The organism is Streptomyces sp. NPDC023723 (assembly GCF_040639815.1).
Lineage (GTDB): Bacteria > Actinomycetota > Actinomycetes > Streptomycetales > Streptomycetaceae > Streptomyces.
This window is the reverse complement of record NZ_JBFAAP010000066.1, coordinates 19,898-35,460: the sequence shown is the minus strand read 5'-3', so window position 1 is coordinate 35,460 and position 15,563 is coordinate 19,898. Positions and strand designations below refer to the sequence as shown.

Here is a 15,563-nt window from a genome sequence, read left to right as displayed (position 1 = left end):
AACAACTCCTCGCTCGCGCGCACAGTTTGCCGCTCGTTCGGAAGCCGCGTCCACTTCTTCGAGGTCTATAACTCGTTTTGGTGAAGCGGGTAGCACGGGTTTTAGTCGATGTCCTAGCGTGTGACTCACGCCACTCGCATCGGCGTCCATACGCACAAGGAGGTGTCGCGTGAGGAACGCGGAACCGGAGTACGAGCTGAGGCCCATCCCCTTCACCGAACCCTGGGAGTACGAACTGCACTTCCCCCGCGACCCCCGGGGACCGGCCGTCGCCCGTACGACCCTCAAGGCGGTGCTCGGCGCGCACGGGCTGGGGGAGTTCACCGACCGGGCCGCGCTGCTGACCTCCGAGCTGACCACCAATGCCGTCCGCCACTCCCTCGGCCCCGCCACCGTCCGGCTGCGCTGGGCCAACCCCGTGCTGCGGGTCAGCGTCACGGACACCTGCCCGCTCGTGCCCGTGCTGTTCGGGCCGGTCGGGGCGGATGCCGAAGGGGGGCGGGGGCTGTTCATCCTCGATCTGCTGGCCGACGACTGGGGCGGGTGCCGGCTGGGGGAGGAGGTCTTCGGACTCGGCGGCAAGAGCGTCTGGTTCGAGCTGGTGCTGGGCGGCGGCGACCGGCCGCCGCTCGGCGCCCTTGTCGCCTGACCGACGTACGGACGCGGCCTGCCGGCCCACCCCGCCGAAACCGCTGCGCGGCCTCGCCGGTGATGACAGCATGGAGGCACGATCGTCAACCCGCGGGCGGGGGCGCCAAGATGTCGGTGATCGAATACATGCTGCTCGGCGCGGCGGGCGGCGCGCTGATCGAGGCGGTCGCCCTCTTCAGCCGGCTGGGGGAGTGGCGCGCGGCCCGGTTGACGCCGAGCGGCAACATCCGCAAGAACCCGCCGAGTTTTCTCGGCTTCATCGACCTGCCGCCCATCATGGCGATCGCTGTCGCACGCCTTGTGCTCGGCGGGGCCGCCGCCACGGCGTTCGGCACCAGCGGGCAGGCCACCGGGGCGTTCGGTGCCCTGACGGTGGGGGCCGCGGCCCCCGCCCTGCTGCAACAACTGGGCCAGATCCGGGGGATCCGCGAGGCGGTCACCCAGCCGGCCGCCGCGGTGCCACCGCCGGCTCCGGGGACCGCAGAAGAAGGTGGGGCAGCATGACCAAGGACGGCAACGACCTGAACTTCGGCCAGAAGGTCGTCGGTGGCCTGATCGGGGCGATCAGCAACACCTTCGCCGTGGGTTCCGCACCGGAGAGCGCCGCCGGCGGCCCGGCGGGCGGGGCCGAGGCGGAGTTGCTGGAGCGGGTCCGGGAACTCAGTGCGGACCTGGAACGCCTGGTGCCGAGTCCGCCGGTCACGGCTCTCGGCGACGAGCTGGCGGAGGCGGAGGCGGAGCTGGTGCGGACCGGTCGGGTCTCGCCGGGACGGCGCGAGCGGTTGCGGGACGCGCTGCGCGGCGCCCCGGAGGTGACCGGCGTCCTCGCCTCCGCGGTGGCCGTGGCGGCGGCCATCGACCAGCTGTAGGGGCTCGCGGGTCACCCCATCTCGATGTCCCCGGAACGGGACGGCACCGCGTCCAGCGCCGCCAGCGTCTCCTCGTCGAGACGGACCGCGCCCGCCTCGACGTTCGACCGGAGGTGGTCCGCGTCGGCGGTGCCGGGGATGAGGTGGGTGTTGGGGGTGTGGTGCAGCAGCCAGGCCAGGCCGATCTGGGCGGGGGAGACGTCCAGCGCCCGGGCCGCGGCCACGACGGCGGGTTCGTCGGTGACCTTCGGCAGGCCGGGGAACGCGCCGCCGAGCGGGAAGTACGGCACCCAGGCGATGCCCTCGGCGAGGCAGAGCCGGAGCATGGCCTCGTCGCCGCGCGACACCAGGCTGTAGGCGTTCTGCACGCAGGCGATGCCGGCCGGCAGGGCCCGGCGCAGGATGTCCAGGGAGACGCTGCTCAGGCCGATCGCGCCGATCTTGCCCTCGTCGCGCAGGGCGGTCAGCACGGCGAGCTGGTCGTCGAGGTCGACGAGCTGGTCGCCCTCGGCGCGCAGGCCGGGGCCGTTGTCGGTGCGGCGCAGGTTGACGAGGGGAACCTGCTCGAACCCGAGGCTCCTGAGGTCGGCCTCGACGCCGGCCCGCAGCTGCTCGGGGCGCTGGGCGAGGCGCAGCGGGACCGGCCCGGTGGGGTCGGGCTCGGCGCCGACCTTGCTGACCACCAGCACGTCGTCCTCGGGACGCAGTGCGGCGGCGATCACCTCGTTGACGAAGCCGTTGCCGTAGAAGTGGGCGGTGTCGACGTGGTCGATGCCCAGGTCGACGGCCCGGCGCAGCAGCGCGACCGCGGCGTCGCGGTCCAGGCGCTCCAGCTGCATGGCGCCGTAGCCGACGCGCGAGACGGTGCGGCCCATGAGGACGCCGGGCCCGCCGGGCCGGATCGCTCCGGCGGCGGTGAACTGGTCGGACCGGGTGGTGGACGACGCCATGACGGTCTCGCTTCCATGAGACGATGGAGGTAAACGGAGGGACTCCGTTAATCGCCACCGTAACAGTAACCGGAGGTCCTCCGTTTTGGTCGCGTCCGAATCCGCCACCCCCGGCCGCCCGCCCCGCGCCGACGCCCGGCGCAACCGGGACCGGCTGCTCGCCGTCGCCCGCGACGCCTTCGCCGCGACCGACGGCAAGGCAACCCTGGACTCCATCGCCCGCGAGGCCGGCGTCGGCATCGGCACCCTCTACCGCCACTTCCCCACCCGCGAGGCGCTGGTCGAGGCCATCTACGCCGCCGAACTCGACGCCGTGGTCGGCAGCGCCCCCGCGCTCCTGGCCGAACTGCCGCCCGAGGCGGCGCTGCGCGGCTGGATGGACCGCTACGCGGCGTTCGTCGCGGCCAAGCGCGGCATCTCCGAGACCCTGCGCGCGGGATGGGCCGCGGGCACCATCGCGACCCCGGCCACCCGGGAATGCATCACCGGGGCGATCGCGCAGATCCTCGCCGCCGGGGCGGAGACCGGCTCCCTCCGGCGGGACGTGGGACCGGAGGAAGTCACGGTCATGCTGCTCGGAGTGTTCATGTCGACGACGGCCGCCGACCGGCCGGAACTGACGGGACGGCTGCTGGATCTCGTCGCCGACGTGCTGCGGCCCGCGAACGACCGGCCTCGGTCGGACTGACCCGCCGAGTCGCCCGCGGCCGTCACGGCCCGAAGAACTCCGCCAGCACCGGCGCCAGCACCCCCGGCTCCACCATGTGGCTCTGCCCCGCCAGTTCCGCGTACCGGCCGTCCGCCACCGTCCGCGCGATCTCCCGGGCCGCCGCCCGCATCGGCTCGGTGCCCGCGCCGCCCGCCAGGGCCAGCACCGGTGCCGTGATCGAGGCCAGCGCCCCGCGCGGCGGGCGGCCGTCGCCGAGGACCGCGTCGTCGTACGCCAGGCTCGGCGCGACCGACTCCAGGCCCGCCCACATGGGGGACCGGCGGGCACCCTGGATCATCTCCTCGCCCAGGCCCGTCAGGCGCAGGAACAGCTCCACCGCGTCCCCGCGCCGGCCCGCCCCGAGCGCCTCGGTCAGCCGCGCGGTGTACTCCGCGCGGGTGCCGGCGGAGTCGTCGTCCATGGCGTACGGCACCTCGTAGACGGCCACCCGGCGCACCGGCAGCCCGCTCGCCGCGGCCCGCAGGGCCAGCGCGCCGCCGGACGAGACGCCGTAGAAGGACGACTGGCCGCCCAGCGTCTCGACCAGCGCCGCCAGGTCCTCGATCTCGCGGTCGACCGAGTAGGGCGGCGTGTCACCGCTCGCGCCGCGGCCCCGGCGGTCGTACACCAGGACCTCGAAGCGGTCCGCGAGCGCGGCGGCCAGCGGCGCCAGGGTGGCGCCCGTCGACAGGGCGCCGCTGACCAGGACGAGCGCGGGACCCGTCCCGGTGCGGGTGTGGGCGAGCGGGGTGCCGTCGCGTGAGTATGTCTTCTCCATGGTTGTGGAGAGTGCCCCATGGGGGCCGGTCAATCGGTCAGGACACTTCGACCTCGTAGAAGCACAGGTGGTCCTTGATCTCCCGGACCTCCGGCTTGGGGTCCGGGTACGCCCAGACGGAGTCCGGCGCGTCCGGCAGCGACCAGTAGGTCGCGTCGCCCTTGAAGGGGCAGTGGGTGGTGGTGCGCGACGGGGTCAGCAGATCGACGCGTACGTCCAACGGGGGGAGGTAGTAGCGGTCGGGGCAGCCCGTCTCCTTCAGCAGCAGGGCCTCGTCGCTCTCGGCCAGGACCTGCCCGTCGCGTGTCACGCGTACGTGGCGGTCGGTGGGTTCCACGGTGATGCGGTGTCCGGTGGTCACGTTCGTCCTCCTCGGCCGGCGGTGTCCTCGGTGACAGCGCGCCGCGAAACCGACTTCTTCCCCGACCGGGCGGCGCCGTACCGTTGCTCCCATGAACATCTGCGTCTTCCTCTCCGCCGCCGACCTCGACGAGCGCTACACCCGGCCCGCGAAAGAGTTCGCCGCGCTGCTCGGCAAGGGCGGGCACACGCTGGTCTGGGGCGGCTCGGACGTCGGCCTGATGAAGGTGGTCGCGGACGGCGTGCAGGAGGCCGGCGGGCGGCTGTGCGGGGTCTCCGTGACGTTCCTGGCGGCCAAGACGCGCCAGGGCGTGGAGGAGATGGTGATCGCCGCCGACCTGGCCGAACGCAAGCGGCTGCTGCTGGAGAAGGCCGACGCCGTGGTCATCATGGTGGGCGGCACCGGCACGCTGGACGAGGCCACCGAGATCCTGGAGCTGAAGAAGCACGGGCACACCGACAAGCCGGTCGTCCTGCTCAACACCGCCGGCTTCTACGACGGACTCAAGGAGCAGTTCCGCCGGATGGCGGACGAGGGCTTCCTGCCGCGCCCGCTGGGCGAACTGGTGTTCTTCGCCGAGGAGCCGGTCGGTGCGCTGGCCTATCTGGAGGAGAGCCAGGGCGTCGGCTGATCCGCGCGGGGTGCGAGCATGGCGGCATGGCTACCCATGTGATCACCGGAGCGGGCTCCGGCATCGGCGCGGCCGTCGCCCGCCGCCTGCACGCGCGCGGGGACGAGATCGTGCTGCACGCGCGCGACGCGGGCCGCGCCAAGGAACTGGCCGCCGGGTTCCCCGGCGCCAGGACCCTCGTCGGCGACCTGGCCGACCCGGACAAGCTGTCCTGGGCGCTGTCCCACCAGAGCCTGCCGGACCGCGTCGACTCCCTGCTGCACATCGCCGGCGTCGTCGACCTCGGGCCGGTCGGGGAACTGACCCCGAAGTCCTGGCGGCACCAGCTCAACGTCAACCTGATCGCCCCCGCCGAACTGACCCGCCTGCTGCTGCCGCAACTGCGCGCCGCCCAGGGGCACGTCGTCTTCGTGAACTCCGGCGCCGGGCTCAGCGCGGGCGCCGAGTGGGCCGCGTACGCCGCCTCCAAGCACGGACTGAAGGCCCTCGCGGACTCCCTGCGCCAGGAGGAGCACGCGGGCGGCGTCCGGGTCACCTCCGTCTACCCCGGCCGCACCGCGAGCCCCATGCAGGCCAAGGTGCACCAGCAGGAGGGCAAGGAGTACGACCCGGCGCGCTGGATCGACCCCGAGTCGGTCGCCACCACCCTGGTGATGGCCCTCGACCTGCCCCGGGACGCCGAGGTCAACGACCTCACGGTGCGCCCCGGCCGGTGAGCGGGCCGGCGCGGGTTCCGTAGGCTGCACCGGTGAGCGAAAACAGCCAGACCAGGTTCGGTGCGGCCACCGGCGTCGGCTCCATGCCGGGCCAGGACGCGCGCGAGGCCGTCAAGACCGTCACCGGCACCTTCGAGGACTTCCCCCACCTGCCCGAGCTGCCCGCCCGGGGGCCCGGCGCCGACATGATCGGGCGCACCGCCGGGATGCTCGTCGAGCTGTACGCGCGCGTGGAGCCCAGCGGCTGGCGGCTCGGTGACCGGCCGGGCCGGGACACCAGGCGGGCCCGGTCCTGGCTGCGCGAGGACCTCGACGCCCTGGAGGAGTACACCCAGGACTACCAGGGTCCGCTGAAGGTCCAGGCGGTCGGGCCCTGGACGCTGGCCGCCGCGCTGGAGCTGCGCAACGGCGAGGCGGTGCTCTCGGACGCCGGCGCCTGCCGCGACCTCGCCGCCTCGCTCGCCGAGGGGCTGCGCCAGCACCTCGCCGAGGTCGCCCGCCGGATCCCCGGCGCCACCGTCGTGCTCCAGCTCGACGAACCGTCCCTCACCGCCGTCCTGCGCGGACAGATCAAGACAGCCAGCGGCTACCGCACCCACCGGGCCACCGACCGGCAGGTCGTCGAGGCCGGCCTGCGCGACGTCCTCGGCGTGCACGGCGGCGGCCCGGCCGTGGTCCACTCCTGCGCGCCCGACGTCCCGTTCGCCCTGCTGCGCCGGGCCGGCGCGGACGGCGTCTCCTTCGACTTCTCACTGCTCACCGAGCGTGACGACGAGGTGATCGGGGAGGCCGTGGAGGGCGGTACCCGGCTGTTCGCCGGTGTCGTGCCGACCGCCGACGGCCCGTTGTCAGACCCTGCCGGTAGCGTCATGGGTGTCAGAACGCTGTGGCGCAGGCTGGGGCTGCATCCGGGGCTTCTCGCGGACGTGGTCACGGTGACTCCGGCGTGCGGACTCGCGGGCGCGTCCCCCGAGTACGCCCGCCGGGCCCTCGCCCACTGCGTCCGGGCGGCGAGATCACTCGCGGACAACCCAGAGTAACGGGAGGACATACACGGTGGCCGGCGACAAGCAAGCGGAGACGACGAGCGTGCCCGCCGAGGCACGGGAGCAGCACGCCCAGCTCGCCGAGCGGATCGAGGAGCACCGCTTCCGGTACTACGTGAAGGACGCCCCCGTCGTCAGCGACGCGGAGTTCGACCGGCTGCTGCGCGAGCTGGAGGCGCTGGAGGAGGAGTACCCGCCGCTGCGGACCCCGGAGTCCCCGACCCAGAAGGTCGCCGGGTCCTACGAGACGGAGTTCACGGCCGTCGAGCACCGCTCCCGGATGCTCTCCCTGGACAACACCTTCAACGAGGAGGAGCTGACCGCCTGGGCCGAGCGGCTGCACAAGGAACTGGGCGAGCAGAAGTTCCACTTCCTGTGCGAGCTGAAGGTCGACGGACTCGCCGTCAACCTCACCTACCAGCACGGCCGCCTGGTCCGCGCCGCCACCCGCGGCGACGGCCGCACCGGCGAGGACATCACGCCCAACGTGCGCACCATCGCCGACATCCCCGAGCGGCTGCACGGCGAGCGGGTCCCCGACCTCGTGGAGATCCGCGGCGAGGTCTACTTCCCGATGGAGAAGTTCGAGGAGCTCAACCGCCGGCTGGTAGAGGCCGGCGACAAGCCCTTCGCCAACCCGCGCAACGCGGCGGCCGGTTCGCTGCGCCAGAAGGACCCCCGGGTCACCGCCACCCGCCCGCTGCACATGGTGGTGCACGGCATCGGCGTCCTGGAGGGCTACGCGGGGCTGACCCGGCTCTCCGAGGCGTACGACCTGCTGGCGACCTGGGGCCTGCCCACCTCGCCGCACAACCGCGCGGTCGGCACCCTGGCCGAGGTGCACGAGTTCATCGCGTACTACGGCGAGAACCGGCACTCGGTGGCGCACGAGATCGACGGTGTCGTCGTCAAGCTCGACGAGATCCGGCTCCAGGGCCGGCTCGGTTCCACCGCGCGGGCGCCGCGCTGGGCCATCGCCTACAAGTACGCGCCCGAAGAGGTCAACACCAAGCTGGTCGACATCAAGGTGGGCGTCGGCCGCACCGGCCGGGTCACGCCCTACGCGCAGGTCGAGCCGGTCACCGTGGCCGGCAGCGAGGTCGAGTTCGCCACCCTGCACAACCAGGAGGTGGTCAAGGCCAAGGGCGTGCTCATCGGCGACACCGTGGTGCTGCGCAAGGCCGGTGACGTGATCCCGGAGATCCTCGGGCCGGTCGCCGACCTGCGGGACGGCAGCGAGCGGGAGTTCGTGATGCCGGCCGAGTGCCCCGAGTGCGGTACGCCGCTGAAGGCCATGAAAGAGGGCGACATCGACCTGCGCTGCCCCAACGCGCGGACCTGTCCCGCCCAGTTGCGGGAGCGCGTCGCCTACCTGGCCGGCCGCCAGTGCCTGGACATCGAGCACTTCGGCGGCGTCGCCGCGGCCGCGCTGACCCAGCCGCTGGAGCCGGCCGACCCGCCGCTGGCCGACGAGGGCGACCTGTTCGACCTGACCGTGGAGCAGTTGCTGCCCATCAAGGCGTACGTCCTGGACCCGGACAGCGGGCTGCCCAAGCGCGACCCCAAGACCGGCGAGGAGAAGGTCGTCACGGTCTTCGCCAACCAGAAGGGCGAGCCGAAGAAGAACACCCTCGCGCTGCTGAAGAACATCGAGGAGGCCAAGGCCCGGCCGCTGGCCCGGTTCCTCAACGGGCTCTCCATCCGGCACGTCGGACCGGTCGCCGCGCAGGAACTCGCCCGCCAGTTCCGCTCGGTGGACCGCATCGACCAGGCCACCGAGGAGGAACTCGCGGGCACCGACGGGGTCGGGCCGATCATCGCCGCCTCGCTCAAGGAGTGGTTCGCCGAGGAGTGGCACCGCGAGATCGTCCGCAAGTGGAAGGCGGCCGGCGTCCCCCTGGAGGAGCACTCGACCGGCGAGGACGAGGGCCCGCGCCCGCTCGAAGGACTCACCGTCGTCGTCACCGGCACCCTGGAGCGCTACACCCGGGACGGCGCCAAGGAGGCGCTCCAGAGCCGGGGCGCCAAGGTGACCGGCTCGGTCTCGAAGAAGACCTCGTTCGTCGTCGTCGGCGACAACCCCGGCTCCAAGTACGACAAGGCGGTGCAGGCGAAGGTCCCGGTGCTCGACGAGGACGGCTTCGACGTACTGCTCGAACAAGGGCCCGAAGCCGCAACGGATGTCGCGCTTTCGGCTGAGGAATAGCGGTTGAAGGCCACCCGTTCGGCGCATATCAGATGCATAAGGGTGGCCAGGGCGCAATCGGGCAACCGTCGACGACCGGTGCCCGTGGAAGCCCTCTGCGGCCTACTGTTGAGATGTGCGCCTGCCGTGCCCAACCGCGGCCGGGGCATCCCCGTGCTCCGAAGGAGCCGGGAAACGGACTTTCCCACGCGGCCCGCCGACGGCCCCCGGGCATCGGGCCGCGTGGCGTGGGCACCGCCGGCTGTGAGAGGGACGGGAATGGAACCGACCGAGAGCGCCGCCCCGGGCTCACGGCTGCGCCCGCGCCGCCTGTTGGACGCGGCGCGGCCCGGCCGGCGGGCCGGGCGGCCCGCTCCGGAGGACGGTCGCCAGGGGCACGCCGTCCGGGCCGCGCCGGCCGGCCGCGGCCCGCAGCGCGCTCCCGGCCTGCCGGACCCCGACGCCGAACGGCACCTGTCCTGGCCCCCGTTGCCCGCGGCGGTGGTGGCGGCGGCCGGGTTCGTGCTCGGCGCCGGGTTCTACCGGGCCTACACCGACGGGCACGCGCTCTTCCCGTCCGGCGCGGCCGGCTGGTCGCTGGCCCTGCTGACCGGGATCGTCGTCGGCCACCTCGTGCTGCTCGGCCGGGCCCGCTGGTGGGGCGGCACCGGCTCCGGCGCCGCCCTCACCCTCGCCGTCCTGCTGCTCTACGGCTGGGTCCCGGCCGGCATGGTCAGCCTCACCGTCGTCGTCCTGGTCGGCGTCGCCCGCCGCGGCCGCTGGCGCCAGGGCGTGCTGCACGGCGCGGTCGACATCCTCGGCATCGCGGCCGGCGCCGCCCTGCTGGGCGCCTGCGGCGCCGCGCCCTCCGTGGAGGACCCCTGGGACCCGGCCGGCTGGACGGTCGCCGCCGCGCCCAAGGTGGTGCTGGTCGCCGTCGCCTACCTCGCCGTCACCCGCACCCTGCTGTGGTACCTGCACACCCCGCGCCCCGGCCTGCCCACCATCGCCCGCACCGCGCTGGCCAGACAGGGCCTGGTCGCCATCGCGCTGCTCGGCATCGCGCCGCTGATCTGCGTGGTCGCCTTCGCGCAGCCGGTGCTGCTGCCGCTGTTCGCGATCCCGCTGATCGCCCTCGACTCCACCCTGTGGATCGCCCGCGCCCGCGCCGAGGAACAGCTCCGCGACCCGCTGACCGGCCTGCCCAACCGGCAGTGGCTCCAGGAACGCATCTGGACCGCGCTGGACGACGCCGAGCGGATCGGCGTGCGCACCGCCCTGATGCTGATCGACCTCGACCGTTTCCGGTCCGTCAACGACACCCTGGGGCACCTGGCCGGTGACCGGCTGCTGCTCCAGATCGCCGACCGGCTGCGGCTGGCGCTGCCGCGCGGGGCGGAGGCCGCGCGGCTCGGCGGCGACGAGTTCGCCGTCCTGCTGCCCGTCGCCGACTCCACCACGTCCGCCACCCAGGTCGCCCGCGGCCTGGTCGGCGCCCTCAGCTCCCCGCTCGACCTGGACGGACTCACCCTCGTCCTGGAGGCCAGCGCCGGCGTCGCCGTCTTCCCCGACCACGCCGTGGACGCCGAGGGGCTGCTGCGCCGGGCCGACGTGGCGATGTACCAGGCGAAGCGGGACCGTACCGGCGTCGAGGCGTACGAGTCCAAGCGGGACTCCAACACCCCGGACCGCCTCGGCCTGCTCGGCGACCTGCGCCGCGCCCTGGACGCCCGCGAGGTGGAACTGCACTACCAGCCCAAGGTCCGCTTCGACGGACAGGTCGCGGGCCTGGAGGCGCTGGTGCGGTGGGTGCACCCGGAGCGCGGCAAGGTGCCGCCGGACGAGTTCATAGCGATCGCCGAGTCCTCCGGGCTGATGCCGCACCTCACCGAGTACGTGCTGGACACCGCGCTCGCGCAGGTCGCCCGGTGGCGGGCGCAGGGCCTGTTCGTGCCGGTCGCGGTCAACGTCTCGCCGCGCGACGTGCACACCCCCGGTTTCGCCGGCCTGGTCGCCGCCCGGCTCGCCCGGCACGGCGTCCCGGCGGGCGCGCTCCAGCTGGAGATCACCGAACACGTCCTCCTGGAGGACCCGCAGCGCGCCGCCGACACCCTCGCCGGGCTGACCGGGCACGGGGTGAAGATGTCCCTGGACGACTTCGGCACCGGCTACTCCTCCCTGGTCCACCTGCGCAGACTGCCGGTCAGCGAGCTGAAGATCGACCGCTCCTTCGTGGCCCGGCTGGCCATCGACAACGAGGACGCGGAGATCGTGCGGTGCACGGTCGACCTGGCACACTCCCTCGGTCTGCTGGTCGTCGCCGAGGGCGTGGAGGACGACGAGACCTGGGAGCGGCTGCGCGACCTCGGCTGCGACGCGGTACAGGGCTGGCTGGTGGCGGCGGCGATGCCGCCGGACGAGATGACGGCCTGGCTGCGGGCGCGGGGATCGCGCGGCTGGCAGCGGCCCGCTGCCGCGTTGCCGGCGGTGGTGGAAGAGTAGAGCGGCCGGTACGGGCGGCAGTGCGGGCGGCCCGGAGGGGCGCGGGGAACCGCGCGACCAGCCACCGGGCACCCGCACGCGGCGACGCAGCCGGCCTCGGCTGGAAGCGCGCGCGGAGCAGCGCCGGTCGGCGGTCGTGGTCCGCGTTCGGCAGCCGGCCGCCGCGCATCAACGTCACCAGTACGTCTGGGTGAGCAGCGCCGGATCGTCGCCCTCGGCCGCGATCGGCGTCACCGCCCACAGCGACGCCGGTGCCCCGGGGTGGCGAACGGCAGGTCCACGGCGAGCGTGAACATCACGTCGTACCGTGCGACCGCCGTCATGATCGCGCACTTGCCCCGGGCCCGCTGTTCGCGGTCCGACCGGGGGCGCGGAGACCGCCGCCCGGCCCGTCGCGAAGCCGTCACCGGGAAACCGTTTAACGGCCGACGGGCGCCGCCCCATAGGATTGGGCGACATACCGGAACACCCACTCTCACCCCAGAGGAACGCTGCATGCCTGGCATCACGCGCGAGGAGGTCGCCCACCTCGCCCGGCTGGCGCGTCTGGAGCTGAAGCCCGAAGAGCTCGAGCACTTCGCGGGACAGCTGGACGACATCATCGGCGCGGTCGCCCGCGTCAGCGAGGTCGCCGACCAAGACGTACCGCCGACCTCGCACCCGCTCCCGCTGACCAACGTCATGCGGCCGGACGAGGTCCGTCCGTCGCTCACGCCCGAGCAGGCGCTCTCCGGCGCCCCGGCCCAGGAGCAGCAGCGTTTCAAGGTGCCGCAGATCCTGGGGGAGGAGTAACCCGCCATGACGGACAGTCCCATCATCAAGCTCACCGCGGCCGAGATCGCCGCGAAGATCGCCTCCGGCGAGCTGACCGCGGTCGAGGTCACCGAGGCACACCTGGCCCGGATCGAGGCCGTCGACGAGAAGGTGCACGCCTTCCTGCACGTCGACCGGGAGGGCGCGCTCGCCCAGGCCCGCGCCGTGGACGCCAAGCGCGAGCGCGGCGAGCAGCTCGGCCCGCTGGCCGGCGTCCCGCTCGCGCTCAAGGACATCTTCACCACCGAGGGCGTGCCGACCACCGTCGGCTCCAAGATCCTCGAAGGCTGGATCCCGCCCTACGACGCCACGGTCACCAGGAAGCTGAAGGCCGCCGACGTCGTCATCCTCGGCAAGACCAACATGGACGAGTTCGCCATGGGGTCCTCCACCGAGAACAGCGCGTACGGCCCGACCGGCAACCCCTGGGACCTCACCAGGATCCCCGGCGGTTCCGGCGGCGGTTCCTCCGCCGCGCTGGCCGCCTTCCAGGCGCCGCTGGCCATCGGCACCGACACCGGCGGCTCGATCCGCCAGCCCGCGGCCGTCACCGGCACGGTCGGCGTCAAGCCGACCTACGGCGGCGTCTCCCGCTACGGCATGGTGGCGTTCTCCTCCTCCCTCGACCAGGGCGGCCCCTGCGCCCGTACGGTCCTGGACGCGGCGCTGCTGCACGAGGTGATCGCCGGGCACGACCCGATGGACTCCACCTCCATCGACGCCCCGGTCCCCGCGGTCGTCGAGGCGGCCCGCAACGGCAGCGTCGAGGGCATGCGGGTCGGCGTCGTCAAGCAGTTCCGCGGCGAGGGCTACCAGGCCGGCGTCATCCAGCGGTTCGACGAGTCGGTCGAGCTGCTGAGGAAGCTGGGCGCCGAGATCGTCGAGCTGGACTGCCCGTCCTTCGACCTCGCGCTGTCGGCGTACTACCTGATCGCGCCCTCGGAGTGCTCCTCCAACCTGGCCCGGTTCGACGGCCTGCGCTACGGCGCCCGGGTCGGCGACGACGGCACGCACTCCGCCGAGGAGGTCACCTCGCTGACCCGCGAGGCCGGCTTCGGCCCCGAGGTCAAGCGCCGCATCATGCTCGGCACCTACGCCTTGTCCAGCGGGTACTACGACGCGTACTACGGCTCCGCGCAGAAGGTCCGTACGCTGATCACCCGCGACTTCGAGAAGGCGTTCGAGCAGGTCGACGTGATCGTCTCGCCGACCACCCCGACCACCGCCTTCGCGATCGGCGAGCGCGCCGACGACCCGATGGCGATGTACCTCGCCGACCTGTGCACCATCCCCACCAACCTCGCGGGCAACGCGGCCATGTCGCTGCCCTGCGGCCTCGCTCCCGAGGACAACCTGCCGGTGGGACTGCAGATCATCGCCCCCGCCATGCAGGACGACCGGCTGTACAAGGTCGGCGCCGCCGTCGAGGCCGCCTTCGTGGAAAAGTGGGGCCACCCGCTGATCGAGGAGGCACCGTCGCTGTGAGCAAGCTGTCGAAGGCCAAGGGCTTCAAGAAGTCCAAGAACGGCCTGTACCTGTCCATGGCCACCACCGCGTTCGGCGCGCTCAGCGTCGCCAAGCAGGCGAAGCTCGCCCGGACCGAGAGCGACACGCTCCGGCTGGTCGACGCCGCCGTGTCCGCCGCCGCCATCGTCACCGGCCTCGCCATCCTCTACCGCGAGCTCAAGCGGCTGGGCGACGACGACGTCCTGCTGGGCTGAGAGGGAAGTAGCACCGTGACCACCACGACCGACCTGGTGTCGTACGAGGACGCGCTCGCGTCCTACGACCCCGTCATGGGCCTCGAGGTCCATGTCGAACTCGGCACCAGGACCAAGATGTTCTGCGGCTGTTCGACCGAGCTCGGCGCCGACCCGAACACCCAGACCTGCCCGGTCTGCCTCGGCATGCCCGGCGCCCTCCCGGCCGTCAACGCGACCGCCGTCGAGTCCGCGATCAGGATCGGCCTCGCGCTGAACTGCTCGATCGCCGAATGGTGCCGCTTCGCCCGGAAGAACTACTTCTATCCGGACATGCCGAAGAACTTCCAGACCTCCCAGTACGACGAGCCGATCGCCTTCGACGGCTACCTCGACGTACAGCTGGAGGACGGGGAGACCTTCCGGGTCCAGATCGAGCGCGCCCACATGGAGGAGGACACCGGCAAGTCGCTGCACGTGGGCGGCGCGACCGGCCGCATCCACGGCGCCTCGCACTCGCTGCTCGACTACAACCGGGCCGGCATCCCCCTCATCGAGATCGTCACCAAGCCGATCGAGGGCGCCGGCGAGCGCGCGCCGGAGGTGGCGCGGGCGTACGTCCGCGAGCTGCGCGAGGTCATCAAGGCGCTCGGCGTCTCCGAGGCCCGGATGGAGATGGGCCAGATGCGCTGCGACGTGAACCTGTCGCTGCGCCCGCACGGCCGGGAGCAGTTCGGCACCCGGTCCGAGACGAAGAACGTCAACTCGCTGCGGTCCGTGGAGCGCGCCGCCCGCTTCGAGATCCAGCGGCACGCGGCCGTGCTCTCCTCCGGCGGCACGATCGTCCAGGAGACCCGGCACTTCCACGAGGACACCGGGTCCACCACCTCGGGCCGGGTGAAGGAGGAGGCCGAGGACTACCGGTACTTCCCGGAGCCCGACCTGGTGCCGGTGGCGCCCGCCCGCGAGTGGGTCGAGGAGATCCGCGCCCAGCTCCCCGAACTGCCGCTGGTGCGCCGCAACCGGCTGCGCGAGGAGTGGGGGATCTCCGGCACCGACATGCAGTCGATCCTCAACGCCGGCGCGCTGGAGCCGATCGTCGCCACCATCGGGGCCGGGGCCGACGCGGCGTCCGCCCGCAAGTGGTGGATGGGCGAGCTGGCCCGCAGCGCCAACGAGTCGGGGAAGTCGCTGGACGAACTGCCCATCACGCCGCAGCAGGTGGCCCGGGTGGCCGAGCTGGTCACCAAGGGCGACCTCAACGACAAGCTGGCCCGCCAGGTCATCGAGGGCGTGCTGGCCGGCGAGGGCACGCCGGACGAGGTCGTCGACAAGCGCGGCCTGAAGGTCGTCTCGGACGAGGGCGCGCTGTCGGCCGCCGTGGACGAGGCGATCGCCGGGAACGCCGGCATCGTCGCCAAGATCCAGTCCGGCAAGGTGGCCGCGGCCGGCGCGCTGGTCGGCGCCGTCATGAAGGCGACCCGCGGCCAGGCGGACGCCGCCCGGGTCAAGGAACTCATCCTCCAGAAGCTGGGGGTCGAGGAGGGCTGAGCCACGCACTCCTCATGAGGAGGGGCACGCCGGTCACGGCGTGCCCCTCTTTCTGTCCGCCGCTGTGAACAAACCCACGAATCCCACAAAGAATCACGTCT

At 72.8% G+C, this 15,563-nt stretch carries 16 protein-coding genes; 13 read left to right on the top strand and 3 right to left on the bottom strand.

What is annotated here, in order from left to right; all coding sequences use genetic code 11:
* The first annotated feature begins 169 nt into the window (after positions 1–169).
* The 3 genes from AB0G32_RS36005 to AB0G32_RS35995 all read left to right on the top strand — a co-directional run bounded on the left by AB0G32_RS36005 (position 170) and on the right by AB0G32_RS35995 (position 1,520).
* On the top strand, positions 170–649 hold the full coding sequence (locus tag AB0G32_RS36005) for an ATP-binding protein (RefSeq protein ID WP_361173570.1): 480 nt from the start codon (positions 170–172) through the stop codon (positions 647–649).
* A 110-nt stretch (positions 650–759) separates the two neighbouring features.
* On the top strand, positions 760–1,155 hold the full coding sequence (locus AB0G32_RS36000) for a hypothetical protein (protein WP_361173567.1): 396 nt from the start codon (positions 760–762) through the stop codon (positions 1,153–1,155).
* Positions 1,152–1,520, top strand: coding sequence for a hypothetical protein (locus AB0G32_RS35995; protein ID WP_361173564.1), 369 nt, complete (start codon positions 1,152–1,154; stop codon positions 1,518–1,520). Before AB0G32_RS36000 ends, AB0G32_RS35995 begins: the two co-directional genes overlap by 4 nt.
* Positions 1,521–1,531: 11 nt before the next feature.
* On the opposite strand, the gene AB0G32_RS35990 is transcribed toward AB0G32_RS35995, so the two are convergent.
* The gene (locus AB0G32_RS35990) at positions 1,532–2,470 is read right to left on the bottom strand and encodes an aldo/keto reductase (RefSeq protein ID WP_361173561.1); all 939 of its coding nucleotides are present in this window, start codon (positions 2,468–2,470) and stop codon (positions 1,532–1,534) included.
* An 85-nt stretch (positions 2,471–2,555) separates the two neighbouring features.
* On the opposite strand from AB0G32_RS35990, the gene AB0G32_RS35985 reads away from it, so the two are divergent.
* A complete protein-coding gene (locus AB0G32_RS35985) occupies positions 2,556–3,158 on the top strand; it encodes a helix-turn-helix domain-containing protein (protein ID WP_361173558.1) in 603 nt (200 codons plus the stop codon).
* A gap of 22 nt (positions 3,159–3,180) precedes the next feature.
* On the opposite strand, the gene AB0G32_RS35980 is transcribed toward AB0G32_RS35985, so the two are convergent.
* Both AB0G32_RS35980 and AB0G32_RS35975 read right to left on the bottom strand, forming a co-directional pair.
* Positions 3,181–3,957: an alpha/beta hydrolase gene (locus AB0G32_RS35980; protein ID WP_361173555.1), complete on the bottom strand. Its 777-nt coding sequence runs from the start codon at positions 3,955–3,957 to the stop codon at positions 3,181–3,183.
* 37 nt (positions 3,958–3,994) lie between these two features.
* Positions 3,995–4,318: a DUF427 domain-containing protein gene (locus tag AB0G32_RS35975; RefSeq protein WP_361173552.1), complete on the bottom strand. Its 324-nt coding sequence runs from the start codon at positions 4,316–4,318 to the stop codon at positions 3,995–3,997.
* Between the two features lie 91 nt (positions 4,319–4,409).
* Here AB0G32_RS35975 and AB0G32_RS35970 point away from each other — a divergent pair, with 91 nt between their 5' ends.
* The 9 genes from AB0G32_RS35970 (at position 4,410) to gatB (ending at position 15,462) form a co-directional block, all read left to right on the top strand.
* Positions 4,410–4,949, top strand: coding sequence for a TIGR00730 family Rossman fold protein (locus tag AB0G32_RS35970; protein WP_361173549.1), 540 nt, complete (start codon positions 4,410–4,412; stop codon positions 4,947–4,949).
* A gap of 26 nt (positions 4,950–4,975) precedes the next feature.
* Positions 4,976–5,665 (top strand): SDR family oxidoreductase, encoded by a 690-nt coding sequence (locus tag AB0G32_RS35965; RefSeq protein WP_361173546.1) that lies wholly within the window; start codon positions 4,976–4,978, stop codon positions 5,663–5,665.
* Between the two features lie 32 nt (positions 5,666–5,697).
* On the top strand, positions 5,698–6,705 hold the full coding sequence (locus AB0G32_RS35960; RefSeq protein ID WP_361173543.1) for a methionine synthase: 1,008 nt from the start codon (positions 5,698–5,700) through the stop codon (positions 6,703–6,705).
* A 16-nt stretch (positions 6,706–6,721) separates the two neighbouring features.
* The gene (gene ligA / locus AB0G32_RS35955) at positions 6,722–8,917 is read left to right on the top strand and encodes an NAD-dependent DNA ligase LigA (protein ID WP_361173538.1); all 2,196 of its coding nucleotides are present in this window, start codon (positions 6,722–6,724) and stop codon (positions 8,915–8,917) included.
* Between the two features lie 258 nt (positions 8,918–9,175).
* A complete protein-coding gene (locus AB0G32_RS35950; protein WP_361173535.1) occupies positions 9,176–11,398 on the top strand; it encodes a bifunctional diguanylate cyclase/phosphodiesterase in 2,223 nt (740 codons plus the stop codon).
* 495 nt (positions 11,399–11,893) lie between these two features.
* Positions 11,894–12,190 (top strand): Asp-tRNA(Asn)/Glu-tRNA(Gln) amidotransferase subunit GatC, encoded by a 297-nt coding sequence (gatC, locus tag AB0G32_RS35945; protein WP_003973500.1) that lies wholly within the window; start codon positions 11,894–11,896, stop codon positions 12,188–12,190.
* A gap of 6 nt (positions 12,191–12,196) precedes the next feature.
* Positions 12,197–13,696, top strand: a complete 1,500-nt coding sequence (gene gatA / locus AB0G32_RS35940; protein ID WP_361173532.1) for an Asp-tRNA(Asn)/Glu-tRNA(Gln) amidotransferase subunit GatA — start codon at positions 12,197–12,199, stop codon at positions 13,694–13,696.
* Positions 13,693–13,932, top strand: a complete 240-nt coding sequence (locus AB0G32_RS35935; protein ID WP_356298039.1) for a hypothetical protein — start codon at positions 13,693–13,695, stop codon at positions 13,930–13,932. The genes gatA and AB0G32_RS35935 overlap by 4 nt, the downstream gene beginning before the upstream one ends.
* A gap of 15 nt (positions 13,933–13,947) precedes the next feature.
* Entirely contained in the window at positions 13,948–15,462 is a 1,515-nt protein-coding gene (gene gatB, locus AB0G32_RS35930; protein ID WP_361173529.1) for an Asp-tRNA(Asn)/Glu-tRNA(Gln) amidotransferase subunit GatB, read from the top strand.
* Positions 15,463–15,563: the final 101 nt, after the last annotated feature.

What these genes read in the sequence shown, in the direction of transcription:
- AB0G32_RS35995 (WP_361173564.1), top strand. Translation starts at nt 1,152, where the DNA reads ATGACCAAGGACGGCAACGACCTGAACTTCGGCCAGAAGGTCGTCGGT.
- AB0G32_RS35950 (WP_361173535.1), top strand. Translation starts at nt 9,176, where the DNA reads ATGGAACCGACCGAGAGCGCCGCCCCGGGCTCACGGCTGCGCCCGCGC.
- AB0G32_RS35980 (WP_361173555.1), bottom strand. Translation starts at nt 3,957, where the DNA reads ATGGAGAAGACATACTCACGCGACGGCACCCCGCTCGCCCACACCCGC.
- gatA (WP_361173532.1), top strand. Translation starts at nt 12,197, where the DNA reads ATGACGGACAGTCCCATCATCAAGCTCACCGCGGCCGAGATCGCCGCG.
- AB0G32_RS35965 (WP_361173546.1), top strand. Translation starts at nt 4,976, where the DNA reads ATGGCTACCCATGTGATCACCGGAGCGGGCTCCGGCATCGGCGCGGCC.
- AB0G32_RS35990 (WP_361173561.1), bottom strand. Translation starts at nt 2,470, where the DNA reads ATGGCGTCGTCCACCACCCGGTCCGACCAGTTCACCGCCGCCGGAGCG.
- AB0G32_RS36000 (WP_361173567.1), top strand. Translation starts at nt 760, where the DNA reads ATGTCGGTGATCGAATACATGCTGCTCGGCGCGGCGGGCGGCGCGCTG.
- AB0G32_RS35970 (WP_361173549.1), top strand. Translation starts at nt 4,410, where the DNA reads ATGAACATCTGCGTCTTCCTCTCCGCCGCCGACCTCGACGAGCGCTAC.
- gatC (WP_003973500.1), top strand. Translation starts at nt 11,894, where the DNA reads ATGCCTGGCATCACGCGCGAGGAGGTCGCCCACCTCGCCCGGCTGGCG.